This window comes from Streptomyces sp. NPDC048337 (assembly GCF_043201175.1).
GTDB lineage: Bacteria > Actinomycetota > Actinomycetes > Streptomycetales > Streptomycetaceae > Streptomyces.
In genome coordinates this window covers 534,201-557,874 of sequence record NZ_JBICYR010000002.1, presented here as the reverse complement: position 1 = coordinate 557,874, position 23,674 = coordinate 534,201, and the positions used below count along the sequence as shown (strand labels likewise).

The 23,674-nt window shown below is 74.3% G+C and carries 22 protein-coding genes; 14 read left to right on the top strand and 8 right to left on the bottom strand.

Features of this window, described 5'->3' with window-relative positions:
• Positions 1–5: 5 nt before the first annotated feature.
• A complete protein-coding gene (locus ACGFYU_RS05575) occupies positions 6–839 on the bottom strand; it encodes a sensor histidine kinase (protein ID WP_393825934.1) in 834 nt (277 codons plus the stop codon).
• A 139-nt stretch (positions 840–978) separates the two neighbouring features.
• On the opposite strand from ACGFYU_RS05575, the gene ACGFYU_RS05570 reads away from it, so the two are divergent.
• Together ACGFYU_RS05570 and ACGFYU_RS05565 are read left to right on the top strand one after the other, a co-directional pair.
• Positions 979–1,689 carry an ABC transporter ATP-binding protein gene (locus ACGFYU_RS05570; protein ID WP_393825933.1) on the top strand — a complete coding sequence of 237 codons (711 nt, stop codon included), beginning with the start codon at positions 979–981 and terminating at the stop codon, positions 1,687–1,689.
• The gene (locus tag ACGFYU_RS05565; RefSeq protein WP_393825932.1) at positions 1,686–3,995 is read left to right on the top strand and encodes an FtsX-like permease family protein; all 2,310 of its coding nucleotides are present in this window, start codon (positions 1,686–1,688) and stop codon (positions 3,993–3,995) included. Before ACGFYU_RS05570 ends, ACGFYU_RS05565 begins: the two co-directional genes overlap by 4 nt.
• A gap of 116 nt (positions 3,996–4,111) precedes the next feature.
• Here the strand turns inward: ACGFYU_RS05565 and ACGFYU_RS05560 are convergent, their stop codons facing one another.
• Together ACGFYU_RS05560 and ACGFYU_RS05555 are read right to left on the bottom strand one after the other, a co-directional pair.
• Positions 4,112–4,984, bottom strand: a complete 873-nt coding sequence (locus tag ACGFYU_RS05560; protein WP_393825931.1) for a hypothetical protein — start codon at positions 4,982–4,984, stop codon at positions 4,112–4,114.
• A 92-nt stretch (positions 4,985–5,076) separates the two neighbouring features.
• On the bottom strand, positions 5,077–5,826 hold the full coding sequence (locus ACGFYU_RS05555) for an ABC transporter ATP-binding protein (protein ID WP_393825930.1): 750 nt from the start codon (positions 5,824–5,826) through the stop codon (positions 5,077–5,079).
• Positions 5,827–6,000: 174 nt separating this feature from the next.
• Between ACGFYU_RS05555 and ACGFYU_RS05550 the strand changes: the two genes are divergently transcribed.
• From ACGFYU_RS05550 to ACGFYU_RS05535, 4 genes are all read left to right on the top strand, one after another.
• Entirely contained in the window at positions 6,001–9,309 is a 3,309-nt protein-coding gene (locus ACGFYU_RS05550) for an FtsX-like permease family protein (protein WP_393825929.1), read from the top strand.
• Positions 9,306–12,047, top strand: coding sequence for a hypothetical protein (locus tag ACGFYU_RS05545; protein WP_393825928.1), 2,742 nt, complete (start codon positions 9,306–9,308; stop codon positions 12,045–12,047). Before ACGFYU_RS05550 ends, ACGFYU_RS05545 begins: the two co-directional genes overlap by 4 nt.
• Positions 12,044–13,072, top strand: coding sequence for an ABC transporter ATP-binding protein (locus tag ACGFYU_RS05540; protein WP_393825927.1), 1,029 nt, complete (start codon positions 12,044–12,046; stop codon positions 13,070–13,072). The genes ACGFYU_RS05545 and ACGFYU_RS05540 overlap by 4 nt, the downstream gene beginning before the upstream one ends.
• An 81-nt stretch (positions 13,073–13,153) precedes the next feature.
• The gene (locus tag ACGFYU_RS05535) at positions 13,154–14,635 is read left to right on the top strand and encodes a condensation domain-containing protein (RefSeq protein ID WP_393825926.1); all 1,482 of its coding nucleotides are present in this window, start codon (positions 13,154–13,156) and stop codon (positions 14,633–14,635) included.
• Between the two features lie 40 nt (positions 14,636–14,675).
• Here the strand turns inward: ACGFYU_RS05535 and ACGFYU_RS05530 are convergent, their stop codons facing one another.
• The 3 genes from ACGFYU_RS05530 to ACGFYU_RS05520 all read right to left on the bottom strand — a co-directional run bounded on the left by ACGFYU_RS05530 (position 14,676) and on the right by ACGFYU_RS05520 (position 16,713).
• On the bottom strand, positions 14,676–15,896 hold the full coding sequence (locus tag ACGFYU_RS05530) for an RNA polymerase sigma factor (RefSeq protein WP_393825994.1): 1,221 nt from the start codon (positions 15,894–15,896) through the stop codon (positions 14,676–14,678).
• Positions 15,897–15,954: 58 nt separating this feature from the next.
• A complete protein-coding gene (locus ACGFYU_RS05525) occupies positions 15,955–16,314 on the bottom strand; it encodes a YciI family protein (protein ID WP_393825925.1) in 360 nt (119 codons plus the stop codon).
• 129 nt (positions 16,315–16,443) lie between these two features.
• Positions 16,444–16,713: a hypothetical protein gene (locus ACGFYU_RS05520; RefSeq protein ID WP_393825924.1), complete on the bottom strand. Its 270-nt coding sequence runs from the start codon at positions 16,711–16,713 to the stop codon at positions 16,444–16,446.
• A 106-nt stretch (positions 16,714–16,819) separates the two neighbouring features.
• Here ACGFYU_RS05520 and ACGFYU_RS05515 point away from each other — a divergent pair, with 106 nt between their 5' ends.
• The 5 genes from ACGFYU_RS05515 (at position 16,820) to ACGFYU_RS05495 (ending at position 19,710) form a co-directional block, all read left to right on the top strand.
• Entirely contained in the window at positions 16,820–17,170 is a 351-nt protein-coding gene (locus ACGFYU_RS05515) for a thioredoxin family protein (protein ID WP_393825923.1), read from the top strand.
• Positions 17,171–17,257: 87 nt separating this feature from the next.
• The gene (locus tag ACGFYU_RS05510) at positions 17,258–18,454 is read left to right on the top strand and encodes a cytochrome P450 (protein WP_393825922.1); all 1,197 of its coding nucleotides are present in this window, start codon (positions 17,258–17,260) and stop codon (positions 18,452–18,454) included.
• A 5-nt stretch (positions 18,455–18,459) separates the two neighbouring features.
• On the top strand, positions 18,460–18,657 hold the full coding sequence (locus ACGFYU_RS05505) for a ferredoxin (RefSeq protein WP_393825921.1): 198 nt from the start codon (positions 18,460–18,462) through the stop codon (positions 18,655–18,657).
• 124 nt (positions 18,658–18,781) lie between these two features.
• Positions 18,782–19,135 carry a DUF1304 domain-containing protein gene (locus ACGFYU_RS05500; protein ID WP_393825920.1) on the top strand — a complete coding sequence of 118 codons (354 nt, stop codon included), beginning with the start codon at positions 18,782–18,784 and terminating at the stop codon, positions 19,133–19,135.
• On the top strand, positions 19,132–19,710 hold the full coding sequence (locus tag ACGFYU_RS05495; RefSeq protein WP_393825919.1) for a TetR/AcrR family transcriptional regulator: 579 nt from the start codon (positions 19,132–19,134) through the stop codon (positions 19,708–19,710). Before ACGFYU_RS05500 ends, ACGFYU_RS05495 begins: the two co-directional genes overlap by 4 nt.
• A 74-nt stretch (positions 19,711–19,784) precedes the next feature.
• Here ACGFYU_RS05495 and ACGFYU_RS05490 read toward each other — a convergent pair whose 3' ends face one another.
• Entirely contained in the window at positions 19,785–19,991 is a 207-nt protein-coding gene (locus tag ACGFYU_RS05490; RefSeq protein ID WP_393825918.1) for a cold-shock protein, read from the bottom strand.
• A 186-nt stretch (positions 19,992–20,177) separates the two neighbouring features.
• On the opposite strand from ACGFYU_RS05490, the gene ACGFYU_RS05485 reads away from it, so the two are divergent.
• Positions 20,178–21,224, top strand: a complete 1,047-nt coding sequence (locus ACGFYU_RS05485; RefSeq protein ID WP_393825917.1) for a 2-oxoglutarate and iron-dependent oxygenase domain-containing protein — start codon at positions 20,178–20,180, stop codon at positions 21,222–21,224.
• Here the strand turns inward: ACGFYU_RS05485 and ACGFYU_RS05480 are convergent.
• Complete coding sequence (locus ACGFYU_RS05480; protein ID WP_393825916.1) at positions 21,142–21,510, bottom strand: HGxxPAAW family protein; 369 nt, start codon at positions 21,508–21,510, stop codon at positions 21,142–21,144. The two genes, ACGFYU_RS05485 and ACGFYU_RS05480, sit on opposite strands and share 83 nt — an antisense overlap.
• A gap of 109 nt (positions 21,511–21,619) precedes the next feature.
• On the opposite strand from ACGFYU_RS05480, the gene ACGFYU_RS05475 reads away from it, so the two are divergent.
• A complete protein-coding gene (locus tag ACGFYU_RS05475) occupies positions 21,620–22,114 on the top strand; it encodes a MarR family transcriptional regulator (protein ID WP_393825915.1) in 495 nt (164 codons plus the stop codon).
• Positions 22,115–22,184: 70 nt separating this feature from the next.
• Positions 22,185–23,663, top strand: coding sequence for a DEAD/DEAH box helicase (locus tag ACGFYU_RS05470; RefSeq protein ID WP_393825914.1), 1,479 nt, complete (start codon positions 22,185–22,187; stop codon positions 23,661–23,663).
• Positions 23,664–23,674: the final 11 nt, after the last annotated feature.

Here is a 23,674-nt window from a genome sequence, read left to right as displayed (position 1 = left end):
CGCGGTCACGGCCGGTCCAAGGGCAGGCGGGCCCGCACCCGGTAGCCGCCGCCGAGCCGGCGGCGGGCGTCGAAGTCGCCCCCGTAGACGCCGACACGCTCGCGCAGCCCGAGCAGTCCGCGCCCGGCTCCGTCCACCGCGGGCTGTGCCGCGGCACGGGCCGGACCCGCCTCACCGCCCGTGCCCGCCGCGAACACGCTCGGCCCGCTGTCGAGGACCTCCACGCGCAGCGCGTGTTCCGCGTACCGCACCGTCACCTCCACCTTGCCCCCGTCTCCGTGCTTGAGCGCGTTGGTCAGCGCCTCCTGGATGATCCGGTACGCCGTGACGTCGATCCCGGCCGGCAGCGGACGCGGGTCCCCGGAGACCCGTACCTCCACCGGCAGGCCGGCGAAGGCGAACCGGTCGATCAGCGGGCCGAGCCGGGTCAGGCTCGGCTGCGGCTCCGTGGCCGCCGCGTACGGCTCCTCGCTGCCGTCCTGCGCGGGCGCCAACAGCCCCAGCAGGTGCCGCAGTTCGGTCATGGTGGTCCGCCCGGCGGCCTCGACGGCGCCCATCGCAGCCGCGGCCTCCTCCGGAAGGGTGCTCAGCACCTCCCGTGCGGCACCCGCCTGGACCACCATCAGGCTCACGTTGTGGCTGACGATGTCGTGGAGTTCGGCGGCGATCCTGGCCCGTTCCGCGTCCACGGCGGTACGGGCCGCGCTCTCGCGTTCCCGTTCCAGCAGCCAGCCGCGCTCCCCCAGGGCCGCCCTGTGCCCGCGCCGGGCGCGTGCCAGGGCCACGCCCAGAGCCGCGGCCACGACCGCGGCCACGCAGGCGACAGCCGCCGCGATCATCGTTCCCACTGTCGCATCCCCCCGTCCGCTTGTGCCTCATTCTGCCGGACGGCCCGCGTACATCCCCAGGATGACCTGCCCGGACCTTTACATCCGGGGGTTGACGCACCCTCCGTGGCCGCCGTCTTAGGTTCGAGCCATGACAACTGATCACGGAAGTGCGGGGCACCCGGTGGTGCGACTGGAGAGCGTCCACAAGGAGTACGGCGACGCGAAGGCCCTGGACGGGCTGTCACTGGAGATCCGGGCCGGCGAGGCGGTCGCGGTGATGGGCCCCTCGGGCTGTGGCAAGTCCACCCTCCTCAACATGGTGGCGGGTCTGGACCGGCCGACCTCGGGCCTCGTCGAGGTGCACGGCCAGGACCTGGGGCGGCTGAACGAGACCGGGCTGGCCCTCTTCCGGCGCCGCGATGTCGGCATGATCTTCCAGTTCTTCAACCTCATCGACGATCTGCCGGCGCTCGACAACGTGGCGCTCGCCGCCCAGTTGACCGGCACGTCGGCCCGGCAGGCGCGCCGCCGGGCCCTGGAGCTCCTCGACGAGCTGGGCGTGGCCGACCGCCGCAACAGCTACCCTGCGACGCTGAGCGGCGGCGAGCGCCAACGGGTCGCCGTGGCCCGGGCGTTGATGAACCGCCCGGCCCTGCTGCTGGCGGACGAGCCGACCGGAGCCCTCGACAGCCGCTCGGGCGAGCAGGTGATGGACCTGCTGATCGACCTCAACCAGATCGGCCAGACCCTCCTGATCGTCACCCACGACCGGCACCTGGCCACCCGCTGCGCCGGCCGGCTCGTCGAGATGGCCGACGGCCGGGTGGCCCGCGAGAGCGCCCTGGAGGCGACCGCGTGAGCGCCGTGTGGAGGGCCTCGCGCGCGGCCGTGAAGCGCCGCCGGGTCCAGACGTTCGTCATCGGGCTGGTCGTCCTGTGCTCCACCACGACCGTGCTGCTCGCGCTGGCGCTGCTGGACGCGGCCTCGGCCCCGTTCGAGAAGGCGTACACGAAGCAGCGCGGCGCGCACGCGGTGGCAACCTTCGACACCACGAAGGTCTCGCCGGATCAACTGGCCCGGACCGCCCGGCAGCCGGGTGTGGAGTCCGCCGCGGGGCCCTTCGCGCAGGCCGTGGTCGAAATCCCCAAGGGCTGGCTCTGGACCGCGGGCGGCACCCTCACGGTGGTGGGCCGAGCCGATCCGGCGGGCCCCGTCGACCGCATCGAACTGCTGGAGGGCCGCTGGGCCACCGGGCCCGGCGACATCGTCGTCGCCTGGCCCGTCCAGGGCTCCCCCGGACCCGAGCTGCTCGGCACCACACTGGAAAACCCCGGATCGCCGAAGCTGACGGTCGTCGGTTTCGCCACGAGCATGAGCAAATCGGCCAGTGCCTGGGTCACCCCCGAGCAGTTGGACGCGCTGCACCCGTCCGCCGCCCAGATGCTCTACCGGTTCACGGACGCGTCGACCGGGGCGCGGGTGGACGCCGGGCTGGCCGGGGCCACCGCGGGGCTCCCGCGGGAATCCGTGACCGGCGTGCAGACCTTCTTCACCCTGAAGAAGGCCTACTCGGCGCTGGCCGACTCCTACCTCCCGTTCATCACATTCTTCGGCATCCTGGGCCTGCTGGTCTCCGTCGTCATCGTCGGCAACGTGGTCAGCGGAGCGGTCGTCTCCGGATACCGGCACATCGGGGTGCTCAAGGCCCTGGGCTTCACCCCGAACCAGGTGGTCGCCGTCTACCTGACCATGCTCTGCGTACCGGCCGTCGCGGGCAGCGTCCTCGGCACGGTGGCCGGCAACGCCCTGGCGGGCCCGTTCCTGAAGGTTGCGTTCACCGGCATCGAGACCGGCAGGACCACGGTCGGCGAGGTCGGCCCGTGGGTGTCGGCGGTCTGCCTGCTGGGCGTGCCCGCCCTGGTCCTGCTGACCGCGCTGGTACCGGCGCTACGGGCGCACCGTCAGCCCGCCTCCGAGGCCATCAGCGCCGGGAGCTCGCCGCGGACCGGGCGCGGACTGCGCGTCCAACGGCTGCTCGGCTCCACCAGGCTGCCGCGCCCGATCAGCCTGGGTCTGGGCCAGCCGTTCGCCCGCCCCGGACGCACCCTGCTGACCATGGCGGCGATCATCCTCGGCGTCACCACCGCCACCCTGGCCACCGGACTGACCAGCACGATGGTCGCGTTCAGCAGCATCGGCCGCGGGGACGGGGGTCCCCGGGTCCAGGTGGAGGCGGGGGGCCCGGGCAGCGACCGGATCGCGCCCCGGCTCGGCGACGCGCAGATCGAAGAACGGCTGCGGTCGCTCCCCGGTGCCGTCGGCGTACGGGCCAGGGCGTTCTCCCAGGCGAATCTGGTCGGGCAGACGCAGCCCGTCTACGCCGACTTCTACCGTGGGGACAATTCGCTGTACGACATGATCATCGTCAAGGGCCGCGCGCCGCGCGGGGCGGGCGAGGTCGTGGCCGGGCCGGCGTTCCTGACCGAGCGCGGACTGAGGGTCGGAGACCGGGTCACTGTCGAGCTGAACGCGAGGCAGGTCTCCGCAACCGTCGTGGGCCAGCTCATCGAGGGCAACGCCAGGTCCCTGGAGGGCACTTGGGAGACCTTGGGCCAACTCGACCCGGACGCTCACGCCACCGAGTACTCGGTGCGGCTCGCTCCCGGCTCCGACGCGGGGGCCTATGCCGAGGCGGTCGAAGCGCTCGATCCGGGCCTGCGCGCGACGGCGGTGCACTACACGAACGTCGGCACGGCCACCGTCGTCACCTTCTCGTCGGTGTTCACGACGCTGCTGACCATCGTGGCCTCGCTCGGTGTGTTCAACACGGTTCTGCTGAACACCCGTGAGCGGCGCCGGGACCTCGGCATGCTGAAGTCCATCGGGATGACGCCGCGGCAGCTGGTGCTGATGACGGTGGCCTCGGTCGCCGGGCTGGGCGCGGTCGCCGGGCTGATCGGCATCCCGCTCGGGATGGTGGCGCACCGTCTGGTCGTCGACCACGTCGGGGTGGTGGAGTTCCCCGCGTACATGAAGGACGTGTGGCACGTCCCGCAGCTGGCGGCGATGCTGCTGGCCGGGGTGGCCATCGCCGTACTCGGCGCGCTGCTGCCGGCCCGGTCGGCGGCACGGATGACGATCGCCTCGGCGCTGCACACGGAGTAGCCATCGCCGAGCCGCCGCCCTCGGGTGACCGTCACCGGGTGGCCGTCACCGAGCGACCGGCACCAGGTAGCGGGCACCGGGCGGCCCTCGCCGGATGGCCGGCGCCGCGCGGCCCGTCAGCCGCTCCCGTCGCCGCCCTCCGGCTCGGCGGCCGCGTCGCCCGCCAGGGCGCGCAGGCGGCGGCCGGCCGCCTTCGCGGCGCGACGGGCCGCCGCGGCCGTCCGGCCTGCCTCGCGGTGGCGCTCCTCGGCCTCGGTCACGGCGGCGTACGCGCGGTCCCGGGCGGCCTGCGCGCGCTCCAGTTCGGTGTCGGCGGCCACCGCCGCCTCGACCGTCCGCTGCCGCGCCTCCTCGGCCACCCGCAGCTCGTCCTCCCGGGCCGTGGCCGCCCACTCCGCGTCCTGGGCGGCGGCGCGGGCCGCCTCCACCCGGCGGTCGGGCCGCCGCACCGCCGGCGCGGGCCGCGCCACGGGCCGCGGTGCGGGCGGCGCAGCGTCCGGATCGAGGTCCGGGAACTCCGTCACCAGGGCCGGGGCCTTCGCGAGCCGTCCGGAGGCCCAGGCCTCGGCCGCGTCCGGATCGGCGAGGGCGGCGTAGAGGATCTGCCCGACCTCGCGCAGTACGGTGTCGGAGACCGGGGTCCCGGCCTCGTCGGCCAGCCGCTGCGCCTCCCGGGCGAGGGCCCCGATGACCACGTGCTGCTGGTGGGAGAGGTCGCGCAGCTGCTCCCCGTCGAGGGACCGGTGCGCCGCCCGTAGGGCCTGGCCGAGCTGGCGGAACTGCTCGACCTCCTCCGGCTTCGCCCGTACCAGCGTGTTCGACGTCCACGCCGCCAGCGTGGGCCTCCGCAGCCCCGCGATCCGCTTCCCGGCCGCCGGGTCCCCGGCCTTCTTCGCCCGGGCCGCGGCCTCGTCCCGCGCCGCCGTGAAACGCGCCGGCGGCAGCTCGTACAGGGCGTCGATGACCTCGTCCACATCCACGCCGCCCACTCTCCGTCATCCTCGCGCGCGATCGCCGCAGCGGACGGGCGACACGGCACGCCCGGGTGAACGGCGCCTCGGCGACGGGGACCGGTGCCGGTTCAGCCCACGGGGGCCTGGCCCGCCCGATCCGCCCGGGGGACGCGCCGCTCGTCGACGATGCGGCCGTCGCGCAGTTCCACGACCCGGTCGGCCAGTTCGATGAGGGCCGGGTCGTGGGTGGCGACCAGGATGGTGACGCCCTCGCTGCGCACCACCGCGCGCAGCAGCCGCATGATGGAGCGGCCCGTCTCGGAGTCGAGCTGGCCGGTCGGTTCGTCCGCGATGATCAGGTCGGGTTCGTTGGCCAGGGCACGGGCCACGGCGACCCGCTGCTGCTGGCCGCCGGAGAGTTCGCCGGGGCGCTGAGCCGCGTGTTCGGCCAGGCCCACCAGGGCGAGGAGGGTGCGGGCGCGTTCCTCGCGCTGTTGGGCGGGGATCTTCCGCAGCCGCATGGGGACCCCGACGTTCTCGGCGGCGCTCAGGACGGGTATCAGGCCGAAGGACTGGAACACGAAGCCGATCCGGTCGCGGCGCAGCGCGAGCAGTCCGGATTCGTCGAGGCCCTCCAGCCCCGTGCCGTCGACGGTGACCGATCCCGAGGTCGGGGTGTCGAGGCCGCCGACCAGGTTGAGCAGGGTGGTCTTGCCGGATCCGGACCGGCCCTTGAGCGCGGTGAGTTCGCCGCGGCGCACCTCGAAGGAGACTCCGCGCAGCGCGTGCACGGCCCGGGGGCCGCTGCCGAAACTCCGGTGGACGTCGTCCACCACGACCATGGGCGGTGCGTCCGCGGCGTTCTGATCCTGCGTCATCTTCGTCTCCCCCTCGGAACCTGACCGGCCGGGCAGGGCCGCCGAACGCGCCCCTTTTCGAATTTGCTCATCCGTCGCATCCTTCACGCAAGTGCCTTCCCCTGCGCGTTCGAATCTGACAGCATCGTCCGCTATCCGGTACCGATGGTCCGGAACGGGGGAGGTACACAGCACATGCTCGGCTTCGTCATGCGCCGGCTGCGCGGGCGATTGCCGCTCGCCGCCGCCGTGTTGCTCACCGTGCTGATCACCACGACCGTCCTGACGGCGCTGTTCGCCTTCACCCGGGACGTGAGCGAGGCCGGGCTGCGCCAGGCGCTCCAGGGCCCCGGCCGGACCCGGGCCACGGTCCTGGTCACCACCGAGCACCCGACGGCCTCCCGCGACCGGGACGACGCGACCGTACGGGCCTTCGCGGGCGAGTTGTTCGACCAACTCCCGTTCGGTGTGGAGCAGGTGGCCCGCAGCCGTTCCTACGGCCTGCCGGGCGCCCGTACGCCGGGCAGGGACGCGGACCTGACCCTGCTGGCCGCCTTCGACCGGGGACACGTACGGCTCCTCGCGGGCCAGTGGCCGCAGGCGGCGGCCGGTCCGGGCGGCGCCCCGTTGCAGGCGGCGGTGCCCCGGGCCGCGCTGACCCGCCTGGGGCTGGCCGAGACCGCGCTCCCGGCCGAGGTGCGCCTGGAGGACCGGTACGGCGGCGCCCCGCTGACCGTGCTGGTCACCGGCGTGTACCGAGCGGCCGACCCAGAGTCCCCTTACTGGCGGCTGGACCCGCTCGGCGGACGGGAGCTCCAGGTCGGCAGCTTCACCACGTACGGACCGCTGCTCGTCGACGACAGCGCCTTCACCACGGGCGGGCTCCCGCAGAACAGCCGTGCCTCGCTGCTGATCCCCGACTTCGCCGCCGTGCACGCCGTCGAGGCCGAGGCCGTCCACGGCCGCGCGGTCGGACTGGTGGGCTCCGCGGGCTCGGCCGGTCTCAAGGCACCCACCGGGTTCCAAGTCCGCACCGAGCTCCCCGACTTGCTCGGCGAGGTGCGGTCCGGGGCGCTCGTCGCCCGGTCCACGCTGCTGGTCGGCGCGCTCCAGCTCGCCGTCCTCGCCGCTGCCGCCCTGCTGCTGGTGGCACACCTGCTGACGGACCGCCAGGAGCCCGAGCGCGTCCTGCTCACCGCCCGCGGCGCCTCCCGGTCGCGGCTCGGCGCCCTCGGCACCGCCGGAGCGCTGCTGCTCACCCTGCCCGCCGCGGTCCTGGCGCCACTGCTGGCCCCGCTCCTGCTGGAGTTGCTCAGCGGTTTCGGCCCGCTCTCGCAGGTGCCGCTGAACACGTCCGGGAACCGGCTGATGTGGCCGGTCGCGGCGGCGTGCGCGCTCGGGTGCGTCCTGCTGACCTCGCTGCCCGCCGTGCTGCGCGGCGCGGGAGCCGCCGCGCTCCGGCGCGGCGGCCGCCGCCAGGCCGTGGTCGCGGGCGCGGCCCGGTCGGGCGCGGACCTGGCGCTGGTGGCGCTGGCCGTCCTCGCGTACCAGCAGCTCGCGCAGTACAGCGGCAACGGGGTGGCCGCCGACGTGGGCGGGCTCGGCATCGACCCCGTGCTGGTGGCCGCCCCGACCCTGGCGCTGTGCGCGGGCACGCTGCTGGTGCTGCGGCTGCTGCCGTTCGCGGCACGGCTGGGCGGCCGGCTGGCCGCACGCGGCCGCGGGCTCGGTCCCGCGCTCGTCGGCTGGCAGCTCGCCCGCCGCCCGGGGCGGGCCGCCGGCCCGGTGCTGCTGCTGGTCCTCGCCGTGTCCAGCGGGGTGTTGGCGCTCGGGCAGCACACGGCGTGGTCCGGCTCCCAGCGCGACCAGGCCGACTTCGTCACCGCCGGCGGCCTGCGGATCTCCGGCAGCGACCTGGCCCCGCCCGGCCGCAACGGGCGCTACGCCTCGCTGCCCGGCGGCGAGCGGGTGGTTCCGGTGGTACGCACGGCGCAGGGCCTGCCGGGCGGACGGACCGGGCAGCTGCTCGCCCTGGACGCCGCCGCAGTGGCCGAACGGGTGCCCCTCCGCGCCGACCTGCGGGACGACCGCCCCATGCGCCGGCTGTTCGCCCCGCTCGCCCCGGGCCGCACCCCCGACGAGGACGCCGGCATCGAACTTCCCGGAAAACCGCGGCGGATCGACCTCGACGTGAGCGTACGGGGCGCCCCGGGCGGCCGTCCCGGCCTGGGACTGCTGCTGCGCGACCGCTTCGGCCAGACCTTCCGCGCGCCGATGGTGCCCCTCCCCCAGTCCGGGGACACCACCGTCTCCGTGGACGTCGACGCGCTCACCGGGGGCCCCCTCGGATCCGCCGCCGTACCGCTGGGCGTTGCCGGGTTCGTGGTCTCGTACGGGACGGACGACTGGGGTGGCGGCAGGCCGGGCGGCGCCGACCGTCCCGGCGCCTCCGACGGCACCGGGGAGCTGACGGTGCGCCGCATCACCGTCGCCGCGGAGCCCGGCGGTCCCGGCGCGCCCGTGACGCCGCCCGCGTCCGACTGGGTCCTGAAGGGACCGGCTGAGAGCGGGAGCGTGCCCGCCGGTGAGGTCCTGCCCGCCGCGCCCGACGGCCCGGACGCGGGGGCTCTGCTCCGGCTGCGGTTCCCGGGGGGCAGGCCGCCCGTCGGCGGGGTCCAGCTCGGTGTGCTCGCCGGGCAGGCGCCCCCGTCCGACATTCCCGGGATCGCCACGCGCGGCTACCTCGACGCGGTCGGGGGGAAGGTCGGCGGCCTGGTTCCCGTGCCGCTGGGCGGTTCCACGCTGCGGGTGAGGATCACCGCGGCCGTGGACTCGCTCCCGGTCGCCGGGGACACCGCGCTGGCCGTCGACCTGGCCACGGCCGGCCGGCTGCTGGCCGCCGACACCGGGCGGGAACTCCCGCCGCCCACCGAATGGTGGCTGCCCGCCGCCTCCGCCGACGACCCCGTGCCGGCCCGCGCGGCCGCCGAACTGCGCGCCGGTGCCGGGTCCCAGCAGGTGGAGCTGCGCGAGGAGGTGGCCGCCGGGCTGCTGGACGATCCGCTGAGCGCCGGCCCGCAGAGCGCGCTCGCCGCCCTGGCGGTGGTCTGCGCCCTGCTGGCGGCGATCGGCTTCGGGGCCGCCGCGGCGGCCGCCGCACGGGAGCGGGGAGTCGAGTTCGCGGTGCTGCTGGCCCTGGGGGCGACCCGGCGGAAGCTGGCCCGTACGGCCGCCGCCGAGAGCGGTGTGCTGGTCGGGCTCGGCGCCCTCGTCGGGCTGGGGCTGGGTGCCGTCATCGTCCACCTGGTGGTTCCGCTGCTGGTGCTGACGCCCGCCGCGAAGCGCCCGGTGCCGGAGGTCGTGGTGGACCTGCCGGCCGCCGAAACCCTGCTGATGGTCGCCGCGATCGCCGCGGTGCCGCTGCTGTCGGCCGTCGTCGGCGGCTTCCGCGACCGCGGCGCCCGGGGCACCGGCGACCGGCTGCGGCACTTGGAGGACATGTGACCCGCCCGGCCCCGAAATCCGCCGGCTCCCGCGCGCTGCGGCCCGCTCCCTGGGTGCGGACCCGGCTGCGCGCGGCCCCGCTGGCCGCGCTGCTCGCCGCCGCCCTGGCCTTCGTCGCCGTCCTGCTCGCGGCCGCGCTGCCGCGCGCCGTCGACCGCGGCGCCGACGGCGCCCTGCGCTCTTTCCTCCGGGAGCAGGGCCCCGGTCCGACGAGCCTGGCCGCCACGGCGTACTCCCGCAACGGGGCGCTGACGCCGCGGCAGCTGGACTCCGTACTGGAGACGCTGCGTTCGCGCACCGGCGGCTCCTTCCGCCTCGACGCGAGCGGCCCCGTGCACGGCGCGCAGAGCGCCAAACCCCGCTTTCTGGCCAACCCGGGTCTGAGCCGGCCGGAGGGTGTCGATCCGCGGCTGGGCCTGGTCTACCTGCCGGAGGCCGCCGCGCACACCACGCTGGTCGCCGGCCGACGGCCGGGCGGCGGAGATCCCGACGCCCCGATCCAGGTGGCGCTGTCGCGCAAGGCCTCCGAGAAGCTCAAGGCTCCGCTGGGCACGGTGCTGGAGTCGAGGGCGACCATCGCCGGCCCCGGGCTGGCCGAGGTCGTCGGCATCTACGACGCCGACCCGGAGGACGTCTACTGGACCGACCTGCCCTGCCTGACCACGGCCTGCCAGACCCTGACGACCTCGAACTCGGGGCCGCCGCGGCGGTACTTGGACACGGCCGCGCTCATCGACGCGGACAGCGTCTCCCGGCTCGAGTCCTGGGGCGAGGGCACCGAGTACTTCTGGCGGCTGCCGGTGGACACCGGTGTGCTGCGCGCCGACCTGCTGCCCGGTGTGGCCCACGACATCGCCTCCTTCGTCGCCGGCCCCACCGCCTCCGAACTGGGCCTCGCCGTCAACCGGCCGGACCTGCGCATCGCCTCCCGGCTGCCCGAGCTGTTCGAGCGGGCCCAGGCCCGGCAGCGGGGCGCGGCCCCGCTGGCCGCGATCGGTCCCGCCGGGGTGGCCGGGGTCGCCGCGGTCGTGTTCTGCCTGGCCGCCGCGCTGCTGGGCGACCGGCGCGAGGGCGAGCTGCGGCTGCTGCTGGCGCGCGGAGGATCACGCCTCTCGATCGTCGGGCGCCTGCTGCGTGAGGGGGCGGTCACCGTGCTGCCGGCGGCCGTCACCGCCGCCTGGCTCGCCCTCGTGCTGCTGCCCTCCCCGCGGGCGGCCGCCTCGCTGACCGCCGCCGCGGCCGTGGCCCTGCTCGCCCTGCTGGCCTTCCCCGTACGGGCCTTCGTACTGCTGTCCCCACCGCGCGGGGCGCGGCCCCGGCGTCGGCTCGTGGCCGAGCTGTTCGTCCTCGCCGCCACGGGTGCGGCCGTCTTCGAGCTGCGCCGGCGCGGGGTCTCCGCCTCGGCCGGGCTCGACCCGCTGCTGGTGGCCGCCCCGCTGCTGCTGGCGCTGTCGGGGGCGCTGCTGCTGGCCCGGCTCCAGCCCGCCCTGGTGGGGGCGCTGGCCCGGGCGGCCGGCCGGCGGCCCGGTGTGATCGGCTTCGTGGGGCTGACCCGGGCCGCCCGCGGTACCTCGCAGGGGGCCCGGCCCTCCGTGCTGCCGCTGGTCGCACTGCTGCTGGCCGTGACCACGGGCGGTTTCGGCGCGGCGGTGCTGGGCTCCGTGGACGCCGACCGGTTGCAGGTGGCCCGGCAGTCCGTGGGTGGCGACGCGCAGATCACCGCGCCCCGGGACCAGGCCGTTCCGGAGGAGCTGGTCCGGGCGGCCGGATCCCTGCCGGGTGTGCGGACGTCGGTGTCCGCCCGGACGGAGGAGGACGCCTTCATCTTCGGCATCGACCGGGGCTCGCGGCAGGTCACGGTGGTCGTCGTAGATCCGCCCGCGTACGCGGAGCTGGCCAGGACGGTCGGGCGCGGGAGCTTCGATCCGGCGGTGCTCGTCGGGGGCGGGAGCAGCCTCGACGACCCCGTGCCCGCGCTGTTCAGCGGGGACCTGGGTGCCGAGGCCGGCGACCGGGCCTTCCGGCTCCGGGTCCGCGGCGAGGACCTCCAGGTCAGGGCCGCCGCCGTGGTCGACGGAACGCCGGCCCTGCCGGACTGGGGCGGCGCCGTCCTGGTCCTGCCCGCCCGGCAGATGAGCTCCCTGGGATCGAAGGCCGCGCTGCCGAACCGCTGGCTCGCCACCGGGCAGGTCGACGCCGACCGGCTCAAGGAGCTGGTGCGGGCGGCGCTGCCGACCGGGGTCGCCGAGAAGTACGAGGTGCGTACCAGCGCCACCGCGGTCGCGGACCTGGCCGCCGACCCGCTCCAGCACTCGGCCGGGCGCCTGTTCTGGGCATCGGTCGCGGGGGCCGTCGGCTTCGCCCTGCTGGCCGTCCTGCTGACGCTGGTACGGGCCGCGCCCGAACGGGCCGCGCTGCTGGCCCGGCTGCGCACGATGGGGCTGCGGCCGCGCCAGGGCCTGGCGCTGATCCTGGCCGAGGCGCTGCCGCAGACCGTGGTCGCCGCGGTCGGCGGCGCGCTGTCCGCGGCGGCCGCCGTGGCCCTGCTCGGCCCGGCCGTGGACCTGTCCTCCCTGGTCGGCGCTCAGGTGCCGGCCGGGGTGGACCTCGCCGCGCGGCCGGTCCTGACCCAGGCGCTGGGCCTGGCGGCGCTCGTCGTCGCGGTCGTGCTCGCGGAGGCGGCGGTAGCGGGCAGGCGACAGATCACCACCGAGTTGAGAGCGGGAGACCAGCGGTGAACACCGACCAGCCCACCTTCGAAGAGCTGCGCCGGCAGGCCCTGGCCGCCGCGGCACCCCGTACGCCCGGGGCGGACACGGCCATCGTCTGCGACCGCCTGGTACGCATCTTCAGCGCGGACGGCGTCGAGGTGCAGGCCTTACAGGGGCTCGAACTGACCGTGTCCCGGGGCGATCTGGTGGCGCTCGTCGGCGCCTCGGGCAGCGGGAAGTCCACGCTGCTCAACATCCTGGCCGGACTGGACGTGCCCACGGCGGGCCGCGCCACCGTCGGCGGCTACGACCTGCTGGAGATGTCAGCCAAGGCGCGGCTGCGCTACCGCCGCGAGGCGGTGGGCTTCGTATGGCAGCAGACGGCCCGCAACCTCCTGCCGTTCCTGACGGCGGCCCAGAACATCGCGCTCCCCATGCAGCTGAAGGGCCGGGCCTCCCGGGGCGCCACCGCCAGGCGCACGGCCCGGGTCTCCGAGCTCATGGAGGCCCTGGAGATCGGCGACCTCGCGGACCGGCGCCCGGCCGCGCTCTCCGGCGGCCAGCAGCAGCGCGTGGCCATCGCCGTGGCCATGGCCAACGACCCGCAGGTGCTGCTGGCCGACGAACCCACCGGTGAGCTGGACTCCGAGACCGGCGCCGCGATCTTCGAGGCCTTCCGCACCGTGAACCGGGACCTGGGCGCGACCGTGGTCATCGTGACCCACGACCCGCTCGTCGCGGGCGAGGTCCGCCGTACGGTGGCCATCCGCGACGGCCGTACGAGCAGCGAGGTGCTGCGCCGCACGGTCACCGACGAGCACGGCACGGAGTCGGTGAGCGAGCGCGAGTACGTGATGCTCGACCGCACCGGACGCGTGCAGCTCCCGCAGAAGTTCCTGGAAGCCCTGGGCATGGAGCACCGTGTCGCGGTGGACCTGGCCACGGACCGCATCGAGGTCCGCCGCGACGACGCCGAGGACGATGCGGAGGACGGGGCAGAGGGCGACGCTGAGCCCTGGGCAGAGGACGACGCGGAGTCCGGCGGATCCTGAGCCCGCAAGTCCTTCCGTCACTTCCCCGCCCCGGGGGTCGTTAGGGCCTGGGGGTTGACTCGGGGGCGAAGGGATGACGGAATGCGGCAATTTCCTCTGGAGATGCACGACGTGGCACCCGGTCGGGTGGTCGAGTGGCGGTTGCGGTCCACGGCTGCGGCGGAAGCCGACGACCCGGCCGATCCGACGGGCAGGAGGGCGTCCTTCAACCAGGACAAGCACTTCACCGTCGCCGAGGAGAGCCGGGCCGCGGACGACCCCGTCGCCTCGTGGCTGGCGGTCACCTTCGAGGTGGCCGGGCGGCTGGACGAACGGGCCCTGGCCCAGGCCCTGCTGGCCTTCGTCCAGCGGCACGAGGTGCTGCGGTGCGCGTTCCGCCGCCTCGCCGGGGAACTGGCCTGCGAGCCCTTCGACCCGGCCGAACTCGCCCTCGACAGCGAGGAGGTGGGGGACTTCGAGACCTCCGAGCTGCTGCGCGGCTTCCTCGTGGAGCGGTTCAAGCGGTCCATCGACACCCTGTCCTGGCCCCTGTTCACGATGGGCGCGGTGCTGCGCGAGGACTCCGCGACGGTCTACCTCGCCTTCGACCACATCGTGTGCGACGGCATGTCGATGCCGATCGTCGTCAACGAGGTGCTGAGCACGTACGAGGCCCTGTGCCGCGGCGAGGAGGTCGAACTGCCGCCCGCCCCCAGCTACCTCGACTTCGCCGACGAGCAGCGCCGCCGCTACCTCTCCATCGACGCCGCCGACGAGCGCCTGGACTACTGGAAGGCCTTCATCGACCGGGGCGGCGCCTTCTTCCCCCGCTTCCCGCTCGACCTCGGCGTGGAGCCGGGCCGGATGTACCCGATCGTCAACGAGGCCTCGACGCTGCTGGACGCCGCCGAGGCCGAGGTGTTCGAGAAGACCTGCATGACGGTCGGGGGGAAGCCCTTCATGGGGGTGCTCGCCGCCGTCGCCGTGTGTCTGCGCGAGGCCGGCGGGCCCGGCGTCTACCGGGGCCTGATGCCGGTCAGCGAGCGCGGCCGGGGCACGTGGGCGGACTCGGTGGGCTGGTTCGTCAACACCATGCCCATCGAGTTCGACGCCTCCCCCGGGCGGGACTTCGCGCAGGTCATGGGTGAGGTCCGGGCCGGGTTCACGGAGATGATCGGCCATATCGACGTGCCGTTCGTGCGGGCGTGGGAGCTGCTGGCGCCCGAGGAGTTCGCCGCCCGCTCCTGGCCGTACCCGGTCAACTTCTTCTCGTACCTCGACATGCGCAAGTGCCCGGGCGCCGAGCGCCACCACGAGTGGCGGCCCGCCACCCACGTGTGGTCGGCGCGCGCCAACGGGGCCTGCTCGTGGTTCCAGCGGGACTCCGCCGGGATGCACATGAACTCCCTGTACGTCGACACCCCGGCGGCCCGCAGCACCATGGGCGAGTTCCAGGAGGCCCTGCGCCTGACGGTCCAGGAGATCGCCCGCTCCGGCGGTTTCCGGCGCCCCATCGCCCTGACCGCGCCGCGCCGGCCGCTCCACACGCCGCTCGACGTGGCGGCCTTCGCCCGCCGCCGCTGACCCCGGGCCCCGGCCCAGGGGGCCGGGGCCCGACGAGGGATCACAGGCGGGCAGCGCGTTGGAGGAGCAGGGTGCGCTCGCGCTCGTTGCGCGTGAGGGTGGCCGCGCGCTCGAACTCGGCGCGGGCCTCGGCCGGTCGGCCGAGGCGTTCCAGCAGGTCGCCCCGTACGCTCGGGAGCAGGTGGTAGGCGCGCAGGGCCGGTTCCCGCGCCAGGGCGTCGACCAGCGGCAGGGCCGCCTCCGGGCCCTCGGCCATGGAGACGGCGACCGCCCGGTTGAGCTCGACGACCGGCGAGGGGACGAGCAGCACCAGCCTCCCGTACAGCGCGGCGATCGTGGCCCAGTCGGTGTCCTCGTAGCGCACGGCGGCCGCGTGGCAGCCGGCGATCGCGGCCTGGAGCGCGTAGGGTCCGCTGCCGGCGCGGCTCAGGGCCTGGACGCCCCGGTGGATGAGCATGCGGTTCCACTTGGACCGGTTCTGGTCGGCGAGGAGCACCGGCTCCCCGTCGGGTCCGGTGCGCGTGGCGAGGCGCGACGCCTGGAACTCCAGCAGGGCGGTGAGGCCGTGCACCTCGGGCTCCTTGGGCATCAGGGCCGCCAGGACGCGGGCGAGGCGCAGGGCGTCCTCGCACAGGGCCGGGCGGACGAGGTCGTCGCCGGCGGTGGCCGAGTAACCCTCGTTGAAGACGAGGTAGATGACCTCCAGGACGGAGCCTAGCCGGGCCTCGCGGTCGGCCCCGTACGGGACTTCGAAGGGCACCCCCGCGGCGGCCAGGGTCCGCTTCGCCCGGACGATGCGCTGGGCGACGGCGGACTCGGAGGCGAGGAAGGCGCGGGCGATCTCCTGGGTGGTGAGCCCGCCCATCAGGCGCAGGGTGAGGGCGATCCGGGCCTCGGTGGCCAGGACGGGATGGCAGGAGGTGAAGATCAGCCGGAGCAGGTCGTCGTCGATGTCCTCCGGGTCCGCCGGTTCGGCGGGCGGCGGCACGTCCTCCAGGCTCCGGCCGACCTCGGCGAGCTTGCGCGCGTACGTCTCCCTGCGGCGGACGAGGTCGACGGCGCGGTGCTTGGCCGTGGCCATGAGCCAGGCTCCCGGCCGGTCCGGGACACCCGACCGCGGCCACTGCTCCAGCGCGGCGACGAGCGCGTCCTGCGCGAGCTCCTCGGCGATGCCGACGTCCCGCACGATCCGGGTGACCCCGGCGATGATCCGCGCGGACTCGATCCTGAACACCGCTTCGACCGCCTGGGCCGTGGTCACTGCCGTCACGGCCACCCATCAGAGCAGCCGCGACGAGGCAGGGCAAACGCGGCGCGGATCACATCTCCTGGATCTCCCGGACCTCGGCGCTGACGTTCCATTCGGCCGGGTGGATCTCGAGGAACCGCTTGGTCCACTCGAGGGCCTCGGCCTTGTCCTTGCACTGGATGAGGGAGTAGCCGCCGACGACCTCCTTGGTCTCGGTGAAGGGGCCGTCGGTGTAGCTGATCTTCCCGCCCGACCAGTTGACGCGGGTCCCCTCGGGGGTGCGGAGCAGTCCGGCCGTGTCGAGCATGACCCCGGCCTTGGTGATCTCCTCCATGTAGGCACCCATGTTCCGCAGGAACTCGGACGGGAACTCGGTGTCGGGGGTCAGCTCCTGCTCATCGATGCGGATCATCGTCAGGAAGCGCGGCATGGTGACTCCTCGGTCGGGAGGGCGGGGACGTTCCCCGCCTCTCACCCCTGCGTCGAACGGGAGACGCCCGGATCGACAGCTCCCCGGAAAATTCTTCGAAGAATCTTCGGAACCGGCCACCGGACGCGGTCAGCGGCTGTCTCCCGTCCAGTCCCAGCGGTTCGGATCGCCCGCGCGGCGGCGGTAGTGGGCGCGGCCGCCCGGTCCGTAGCGCCCTATCTCCGTGGGGAGCCTGGCCTCCTCGGCGATCTGCGGGGCGCTCCAGCCGGTGATGTCGAGGAGGAGCCCGTCGAGGGGGCCGCCCACGAGTTCGCCGTAGACGTGGCCGGGGCGCGGGCCCGGGTCGGGGTCGTCGTGGTCGGCGCCGTAGACCCGGCGCCGGAGCATCCTGTCGTCCATACCGCCCAGCTTCACAGGCGCCACTGACAACGGGCCCCCTGCGGGCGGCGATGATGGTGCCCGCCCTCCCATCACGGGCCGGGCGCGGGAGCGAGGAGCGGTACGGATGGCACGCAGGGCACACCAGCCACTGGAGGACGAGGAGTTCGACTTCATCCTCTCCATGGCGCCGGGGCCGGTTCTCGCCTACTTCTGCGGGAGCTGGCCGAAGGCCCTGGAGGCCTGCCGGGCCATGGACGCGGTGGTCGGCGAGCTGGCCGAGGAGTACGGGACGCGGTTCACCGCCGTCCGCACCGACATGACCCGCTGCCCCGGGCCGACCAGGCGTTTCGCGGTGACCGGCGCCCCGACCGCCGTCCTCATCAAGGGGGGCGAGGCGGTCGCGAGCCACGCCGGGCCGATGACGCGCGAGGAGCTCCGGGAGTTCCTGGACACCCACCTGGGCGAACTCGGGTGATCTGGCCGAAAGTGGCATAGGTGGGATAGGTGCCCTAGGCATGTAATGGAGTCCGGCACGACGGAACCATCGCTCGCGAGGTGCTTCATGTCCTTCACGTCAGAGACCGTTGCCTTTCCCCAGGACCGGACCTGTCCCTACCACCCGCCCACCGGCTACGAGCCCCTGCGGGAGGGGCGACCCCTCTCCCGCGTCACCCTCTTCGACGGCCGCTCCGTATGGGTGGTCACCGGGCACGCCGAGGCGCGCGCCCTGCTCTCCGACGGCCGGCTCTCCGCCGACCGCACGAAGGCCTCCTTCCCCGCGCCCACCAAGCGGTTCGCGGGGCTGCAGAACCGGCGCGCCGCGCTCCTCGGCTTCGACGATCCCGAGCACAACGCGCAGCGCCGCATGCTGATCCCGCGCTTCAGCCTGAAGCGCACCGCCGCCCTGCGGCCGCGGATCCAGCAGACCGTGGACCGCCTGATCGACGAGATGACGGCCGCCGGACCGCGGGCGGAACTGGTCGGTGCCTTCGCCCTGCCCGTGCCGTCGATGGTGATCTGCGACCTGCTCGGGGTGCCGTACGAGGACCACGAGTTCTTCGAGGGACAGTCGCGCCGGCTGCTGCGCGGGCCGGAACCGGCCGATGTGGAGGAGGCCCGACGGCAACTCGACGCCTACCTCCACGACCTGATCGAACACAAGCGCGCGGAGCCCGGGGACGGTCTGCTCGACGAGCTCATCGAGCAGCGTCTGGAGACCGGCGAGGTCGATGTCGAGGAGCTGGTCGCGCTCGCCGTGATCCTGCTGGTCGCGGGGCACGAGACCACGGCCAACATGATCTCGCTCGGCACGTTCACCGTGCTGCGCCACCCCGAGCAGCTCGCCGAACTGCGGGCCGATCCCTCCCTGATCTCGGCGGCGGTGGAGGAGCTGATGCGGTTCCTGTCGATCGCGGACGGGATGCTGCGGGTGGCGACCGAGGACATCGAGATCGGCGGGGTCACGGTGCGGCCGGACGACGGCGTGGTGTTCTCCACCTCCGTCATCAACCGCGACGCGTCCGTCTTCGAGCAGCCCGACGCGCTGGACTGGCACCGGCCGACCCGCCACCACGTGGCCTTCGGCTTCGGCATCCACCAGTGCCTCGGCCAGAACCTGGCCCGCGCCGAGATGGAGATCGCCCTGGGCACCCTGTTCGCGCGGCTGCCCGGGCTGCGGCTGGCCGCGGAGCCGGACCGGATCCCCTTCAAGCCCGGCGACACCATCCAGGGCATGGTCGAACTCCCCGTGGCGTGGTGAGGGCCGTGCACATCGAGATCGACACCGGGGTGTGCATCGGCGCGGGCCAGTGCGCGCTGACGGAGCCCGCGGTGTTCACCCAGGACGACGACGGCTTCGGCACGGTACTCCCGGGCCGTGCGGACGGCGCCGGCAGCGCACTGGTCCGCGAGGCGGCCCGGGCCTGCCCGGTCTCGGCCATCTCCGTCCGCACCGGAGCCTGACGCCCGTCGGCGCGGACGGGCCTGCGAGCGGCGCGGCGACGGGGCCCGACAGCCGCCGGAAGAGTTCCTGTACAGTTGTCCAGGAAATCCGGCCCTGACGATCCCCCGAGAAATGGAGGCGGCCATGCACACGGTCGCTCAGATCCTGATCGGCCTCGTGGCCGCGCTGCACGCGTACTTCCTGGTGCTGGAGATGTTCCTGTGGCAGCGGCCGCCGGGCCGCGCCCTGTCCGGCTTCGACGCGGACACCGCCCGGCTCACCGCGCCGCTCGCCGCCAACCAGGGCCTCTACAACGGGTTCCTCGCCGCCGGCCTGGTCTGGTCCCTGATCGTCGACTCGCTCGCCACGCAGGTCTTCTTCCTGGTGTGCGTGATCGTCGCCGGGGTGTACGGGGCCGCGACCGCCAACCGCCGGATCCTCGTGGCCCAGGCCCTGCCCGGAGCGCTCGCCCTCGGCGCGGCCCTGCTGGCCTCGTGAGCCCGCAGGAGTCGCGCGCGCCGGACCCCCGTACGGCCAGGACGAAGGCTCGGCTGCGCGAGAGCCTGCTCGCCGAGTGCGCCGTCCGACCGCTCGCGGAGGTCGGCGTCTCGGCGGTGGTCCGCCGGGCCGGGGTCGGCCGCGCCACCTTCTACCTGCACTACGAGGACCTCACCGCGCTCGCCGTGGACGCCTGTGCCGATGTGGTGCACGCGGCGGTCGACGCCCTGCACGCCTGGCAGACCGGCCCCGCGGCCGTCCCCCCGGCCCGGCCGCCCGCCGCGCTGGCGGGCTTCCTCGCGGACGCGGCCGAGCGCGCGCCGCTCTACCGCACGCTCCTCCTCCCGGGCGGCGGCGGCCCGCTGGGCGAACGCCTCCACCGGGAGCTGCGGGCCCGCGCCCGCGCCGAGCGCACGGCCGTCGGAGCCCCGCACCCGGACCTCGTGGCCTCGGCGGTGGCCGCCGCCTTCACGGGCGTCCTGGCCGACTGGCTCCACGGCACCGTCCCCGCCGATCCGGCAGGCCTCGCGGACCTCCTGTGGCCGCTCCTGCTGGCCCTCCACCGGGCCGTGTAGCCCCCTGAACGCGCGAGAGCCCCGCCGGGTGGACCGGCGGGGCTCACATCACGGGCTGGGCTCGTGAAGCGGTGCTAGGAGAGGGGAACCACCCGCTCGGCCTGGGGGCCCTTGGGGCCCTGGGTGACGTTGTACTCGACCTTCTGGTTCTCCTCCAGCGACTTGAAGCCGGGGGTGTCGATGGCGGAGAAGTGCACGAACACGTCCGGCCCGCCGTCGTCCTGCTGAATGAAGCCGAACCCCTTCTCCGAGTTGAACCACTTCACGGTGCCTGTTGCCATCTGGCTGATCCTTCTCAACGTTCCACTGCGGGCCGCACGCGCGGCCGTCTCGATCCTGCCCAACGGTCCCGCACAGCACACGCCGGACGCGGCCAACCGGGGCGTGCCGCGAATTCGAACTTCTGGCCGTCCTGTCCGTGAAACGGGGGAGAAGTGCCTTCGGCAGAGCCTCCGGGAGGGGCGGACATGGGCGGTTTCGCAACATTCGAGGTGCCGGACCGGGTGACCGGCACGGCGGCGGACGAGGCGCTCGGCAGGTCGATGACCGCGGCCTGGCAGCGCGACGGGATCTTCCAGGTCGAGGCCGACGCGCGCATGCGGGCGCGGACGCGGGAGGCCCTCGCCGCGAGCCGCCGTTTCTTCGCCCGCCCCCTGGCCCACAAGACGGCGTGCGTCAACGACACCTCGTACAGCGGGTACATCGCGTCGGGCGAGGAGGTCACGGCGGGCGAGCAGGACGCGTCGGAGATCTTCACCATCACCCCCGACCTGCCGGCCGCGCGGGGATCAGGCGGATTGCCGTGCCACGGGCCCGTCCCCTGGCCCGACGACGCCTACCGCGCGGCGATGGAGGCCTACCTGGCCGGCGTGGGCGGGCTCGGCGAGCGGCTGCTGCGCCTCGTGGCGCTCGGGCTCGGCCTCGGCCCGGCGGGCATCGAGCGGCTCGCGGGACCGACGCGGGACGGCTGGCACCACATGCGCGTGCTGCGCTTCCCGGCCGCCTCGCGGACGACGGAGCGCGGGATCGGCGCGCACACCGACTACGGGCTCCTCGTGATCGCCGCCCAGGACGAGGTGGGCGGGCTTTTCGTACGGCCGCCCCTCGCCGGAGAGCGCCGCCCGCGGAACTGGCTTCCCCGGGAGAGCACGGCGGGCTTCGCCCAGGACTCCCCCGGGTGGACGTACGTGACCCCCGTGCCGGGGGTGCTCACGGTGTTTCCGGGGGACATCCTGCAGTTCCTGACGGGCGGCGCCCTGCTGTCAACCCCGCACAAGGTGCGGCTCGCGGACCGGGAGCGCTACACGCTGGCCTATTTCCACGAGCCGCGGTTCGACGCCCGGGTCCGCCCGCTGCGGCGCGGGCCGGGTGACGACTCCGGGGTCGATGGGACCGACGAGATCCACTACGGGGAGCACTTCACCCGGATGTTCATGCGCTGCTATCCGGAGCGGGCAACGACACGGCGGATCGAGGCCGAGGGGCTGCTGCGGCGGCTCGCCGCGGTCCGCTGATCCGGCACCCCAGGCAGTCCGCGTGACCCGCGTGCGCGGCGGTGTCCCGTACCCGCCAGTCCCACTCGGACGCGGGCCGGGGCCCGCTCGGCTTGCCCCAGCCCGCGAGGTGCAGGAGCCAGGTGACGACCGCCGCCACGGCGACGACGCCGAGGCCGACGAAGACGCCGGGGATCCAGTTCGCCACCACCCCGAGGCCCGATACGCCGAAGCCCACGACGGCTATCGCGGTTCCGGTCCATCCCGCCACCGTGTGGCCGTGGTCTTCGTGTCCTTGCGCGCTCATGCTTCCCCTCCGGTCGGGCGGTCGACGGCAGTACGCTCGGAGCAGGACACTTATTTCGCAAGATAAGTATCTCACTCGCTAAGTAACTTAGAGACTAAGGAGTCTGTACGTGCAGGGCAAGCCCCGCCCCCCGGCCACCGCCCAGGAAGCGCTTGCGCGCATGGACCAGTACGTCGCCCTGGGCATCGTCGGCCAGCAGGAGGTGGCGCAACGCCTCGGGCTGAACGTCACCGACCTGACCTGCCTCGGGCACATCCTGGGCGCCGGGGACAGCCCGCTCGCCGCCGGCGACCTCGCCGAGCTGCTCGACCTCACCACCGGCGCCGTGACCGGGGTGCTCAACCGCCTGGAGCGGGCCGGGTACGCCAGGCGCCGACCCGACCCCGCCGACCGCCGGCGGGTGCGGGTGGTGGCCGATCCCGCGGCCGCCGCCCGGGTGGTCGCGGTCTACCAGCCCTTCTACGACCGGCTCGGCGCCCTGTTCGCCGACTACACCCCCGACGAGATCGCCGTGATCGCCGACTGGTTCCAGCGCGCGGCCGTCGAGGTGCGCGACCACTGCGCACAGGTCCGGGCCGGTGAACTGGACCCCGCGGAGGCATGAGCCCCCGCTGGTACCATGGGCGGTTGACCATCTTCTTTCCCATTCTTCTCTCCGCTTCGAAAGGTCCTGCATGAGGAACCCGTCAGCTCATGGGCGCTTCGGTGTGAAGGGCGGTGCCAAGGCCGCCGCCAAGACCCCTCGGACCATCGGGCCGCAGGGTGAGTTCGCGATGCCCGAGCCGAAGGAGCCGGCGCTGCCGCCGGTGACCTCGTTCTCCGAGCTGGACCTGCCCCTTGAGCTGGTGACGACGCTGACGGATCGGGCGGTGAAGGAGCCGTTCCCCATCCAGGCGGCGACCCTCCCCAACGCCCTGGCCGGGCGGGACGTCCTGGGCCGCGCGCAGACCGGCTCCGGCAAGACGCTCGCCTTCGGGCTGGCGCTGCTGGCGCGTACGGCGGGGCGGAAGGCCGATCCGAAGCGGCCGCTGGCGCTGGTCCTCGTACCGACGCGCGAGCTGGCGCAGCAGGTGACCGAGGCGCTGACCCCGTACGCCGAGGCCCTGAAGCTGCGGATGGCCACGGTGGTCGGCGGGCTGTCGATCGGGCGGCAGGTCAGCGCGCTGCGCACCGGCGCCGAGGTCGTCGTGGCCACGCCGGGGCGGCTGAGCGACCTGGTCGGGCGGCGTGACGTCCACCTGGAGCGCGTGAGGATCACCGTGCTCGACGAGGCCGACCAGATGTGCGACATGGGCTTCATGCCGCAGGTCACGGAGATCCTGGACCAGGTGCACCACGCGGGGCAGCGGATGCTGTTCTCGGCCACCCTGGACCGCAACGTGGACCAACTGGTGCGCTCGTACCTGAAGGACCCGGTCGCGCACTCCGTCGACCCGCAGGCGGGCGCGGTGACCACGATGGACCACCACGTGCTGCACATCCACGCGGCCGACAAGTACTCGGCGGCCACCGAGATCGCGGCACGCGACAACCGGGTGCTGATGTTCCTGGACACCAAGCACGGGGTCGACCAGTTCGTGAAGCACCTGCGGGCCATGGGCGTACGGGCGGAGGGGCTGCACAGCGGGAAGTCGCAGCCGCAGCGCACCCGGACCCTGGCGCAGTTCAAGACCGGCGCCGTCACCGTCCTGGTCGCGACGAACGTCGCGGCGCGCGGCATCCACATCGATGACCTCGACCTCGTGGTCAACGTCGACCCGCCGGCCGACCACAAGGACTACCTGCACCGGGGCGGCCGTACCGCCCGGGCCGGCGAGTCCGGCCGGGTCGTCACCCTCGTCACCCCGAACCAGCGCCGGGACATCGTCCGGCTGATGTCGGACGCCCGGATCCGGCCGACCATCACCCAGGTGCGGTCCGGCGAGGCGGCCCTGAGCCGGATCACGGGCGCGAAGGCGCCCTCCGGGGTGCCACTGTCCGGTGCGGCACCGACCGACGCCAAGGGCAGGCCCTCCGGCTCGGAGCTCGGATTCCGCGGCATGGGCACCCGGCCGGGCCGGCCGGGCGGCAAGGGCAAGGAGTCCCGCAAGACGCTGGAGGCCAGGCAGCAGGCCGAGGCCCGCCGCGCGGCCCGGGTGCGGCGCGGCATCTGATCCTGCGGGCT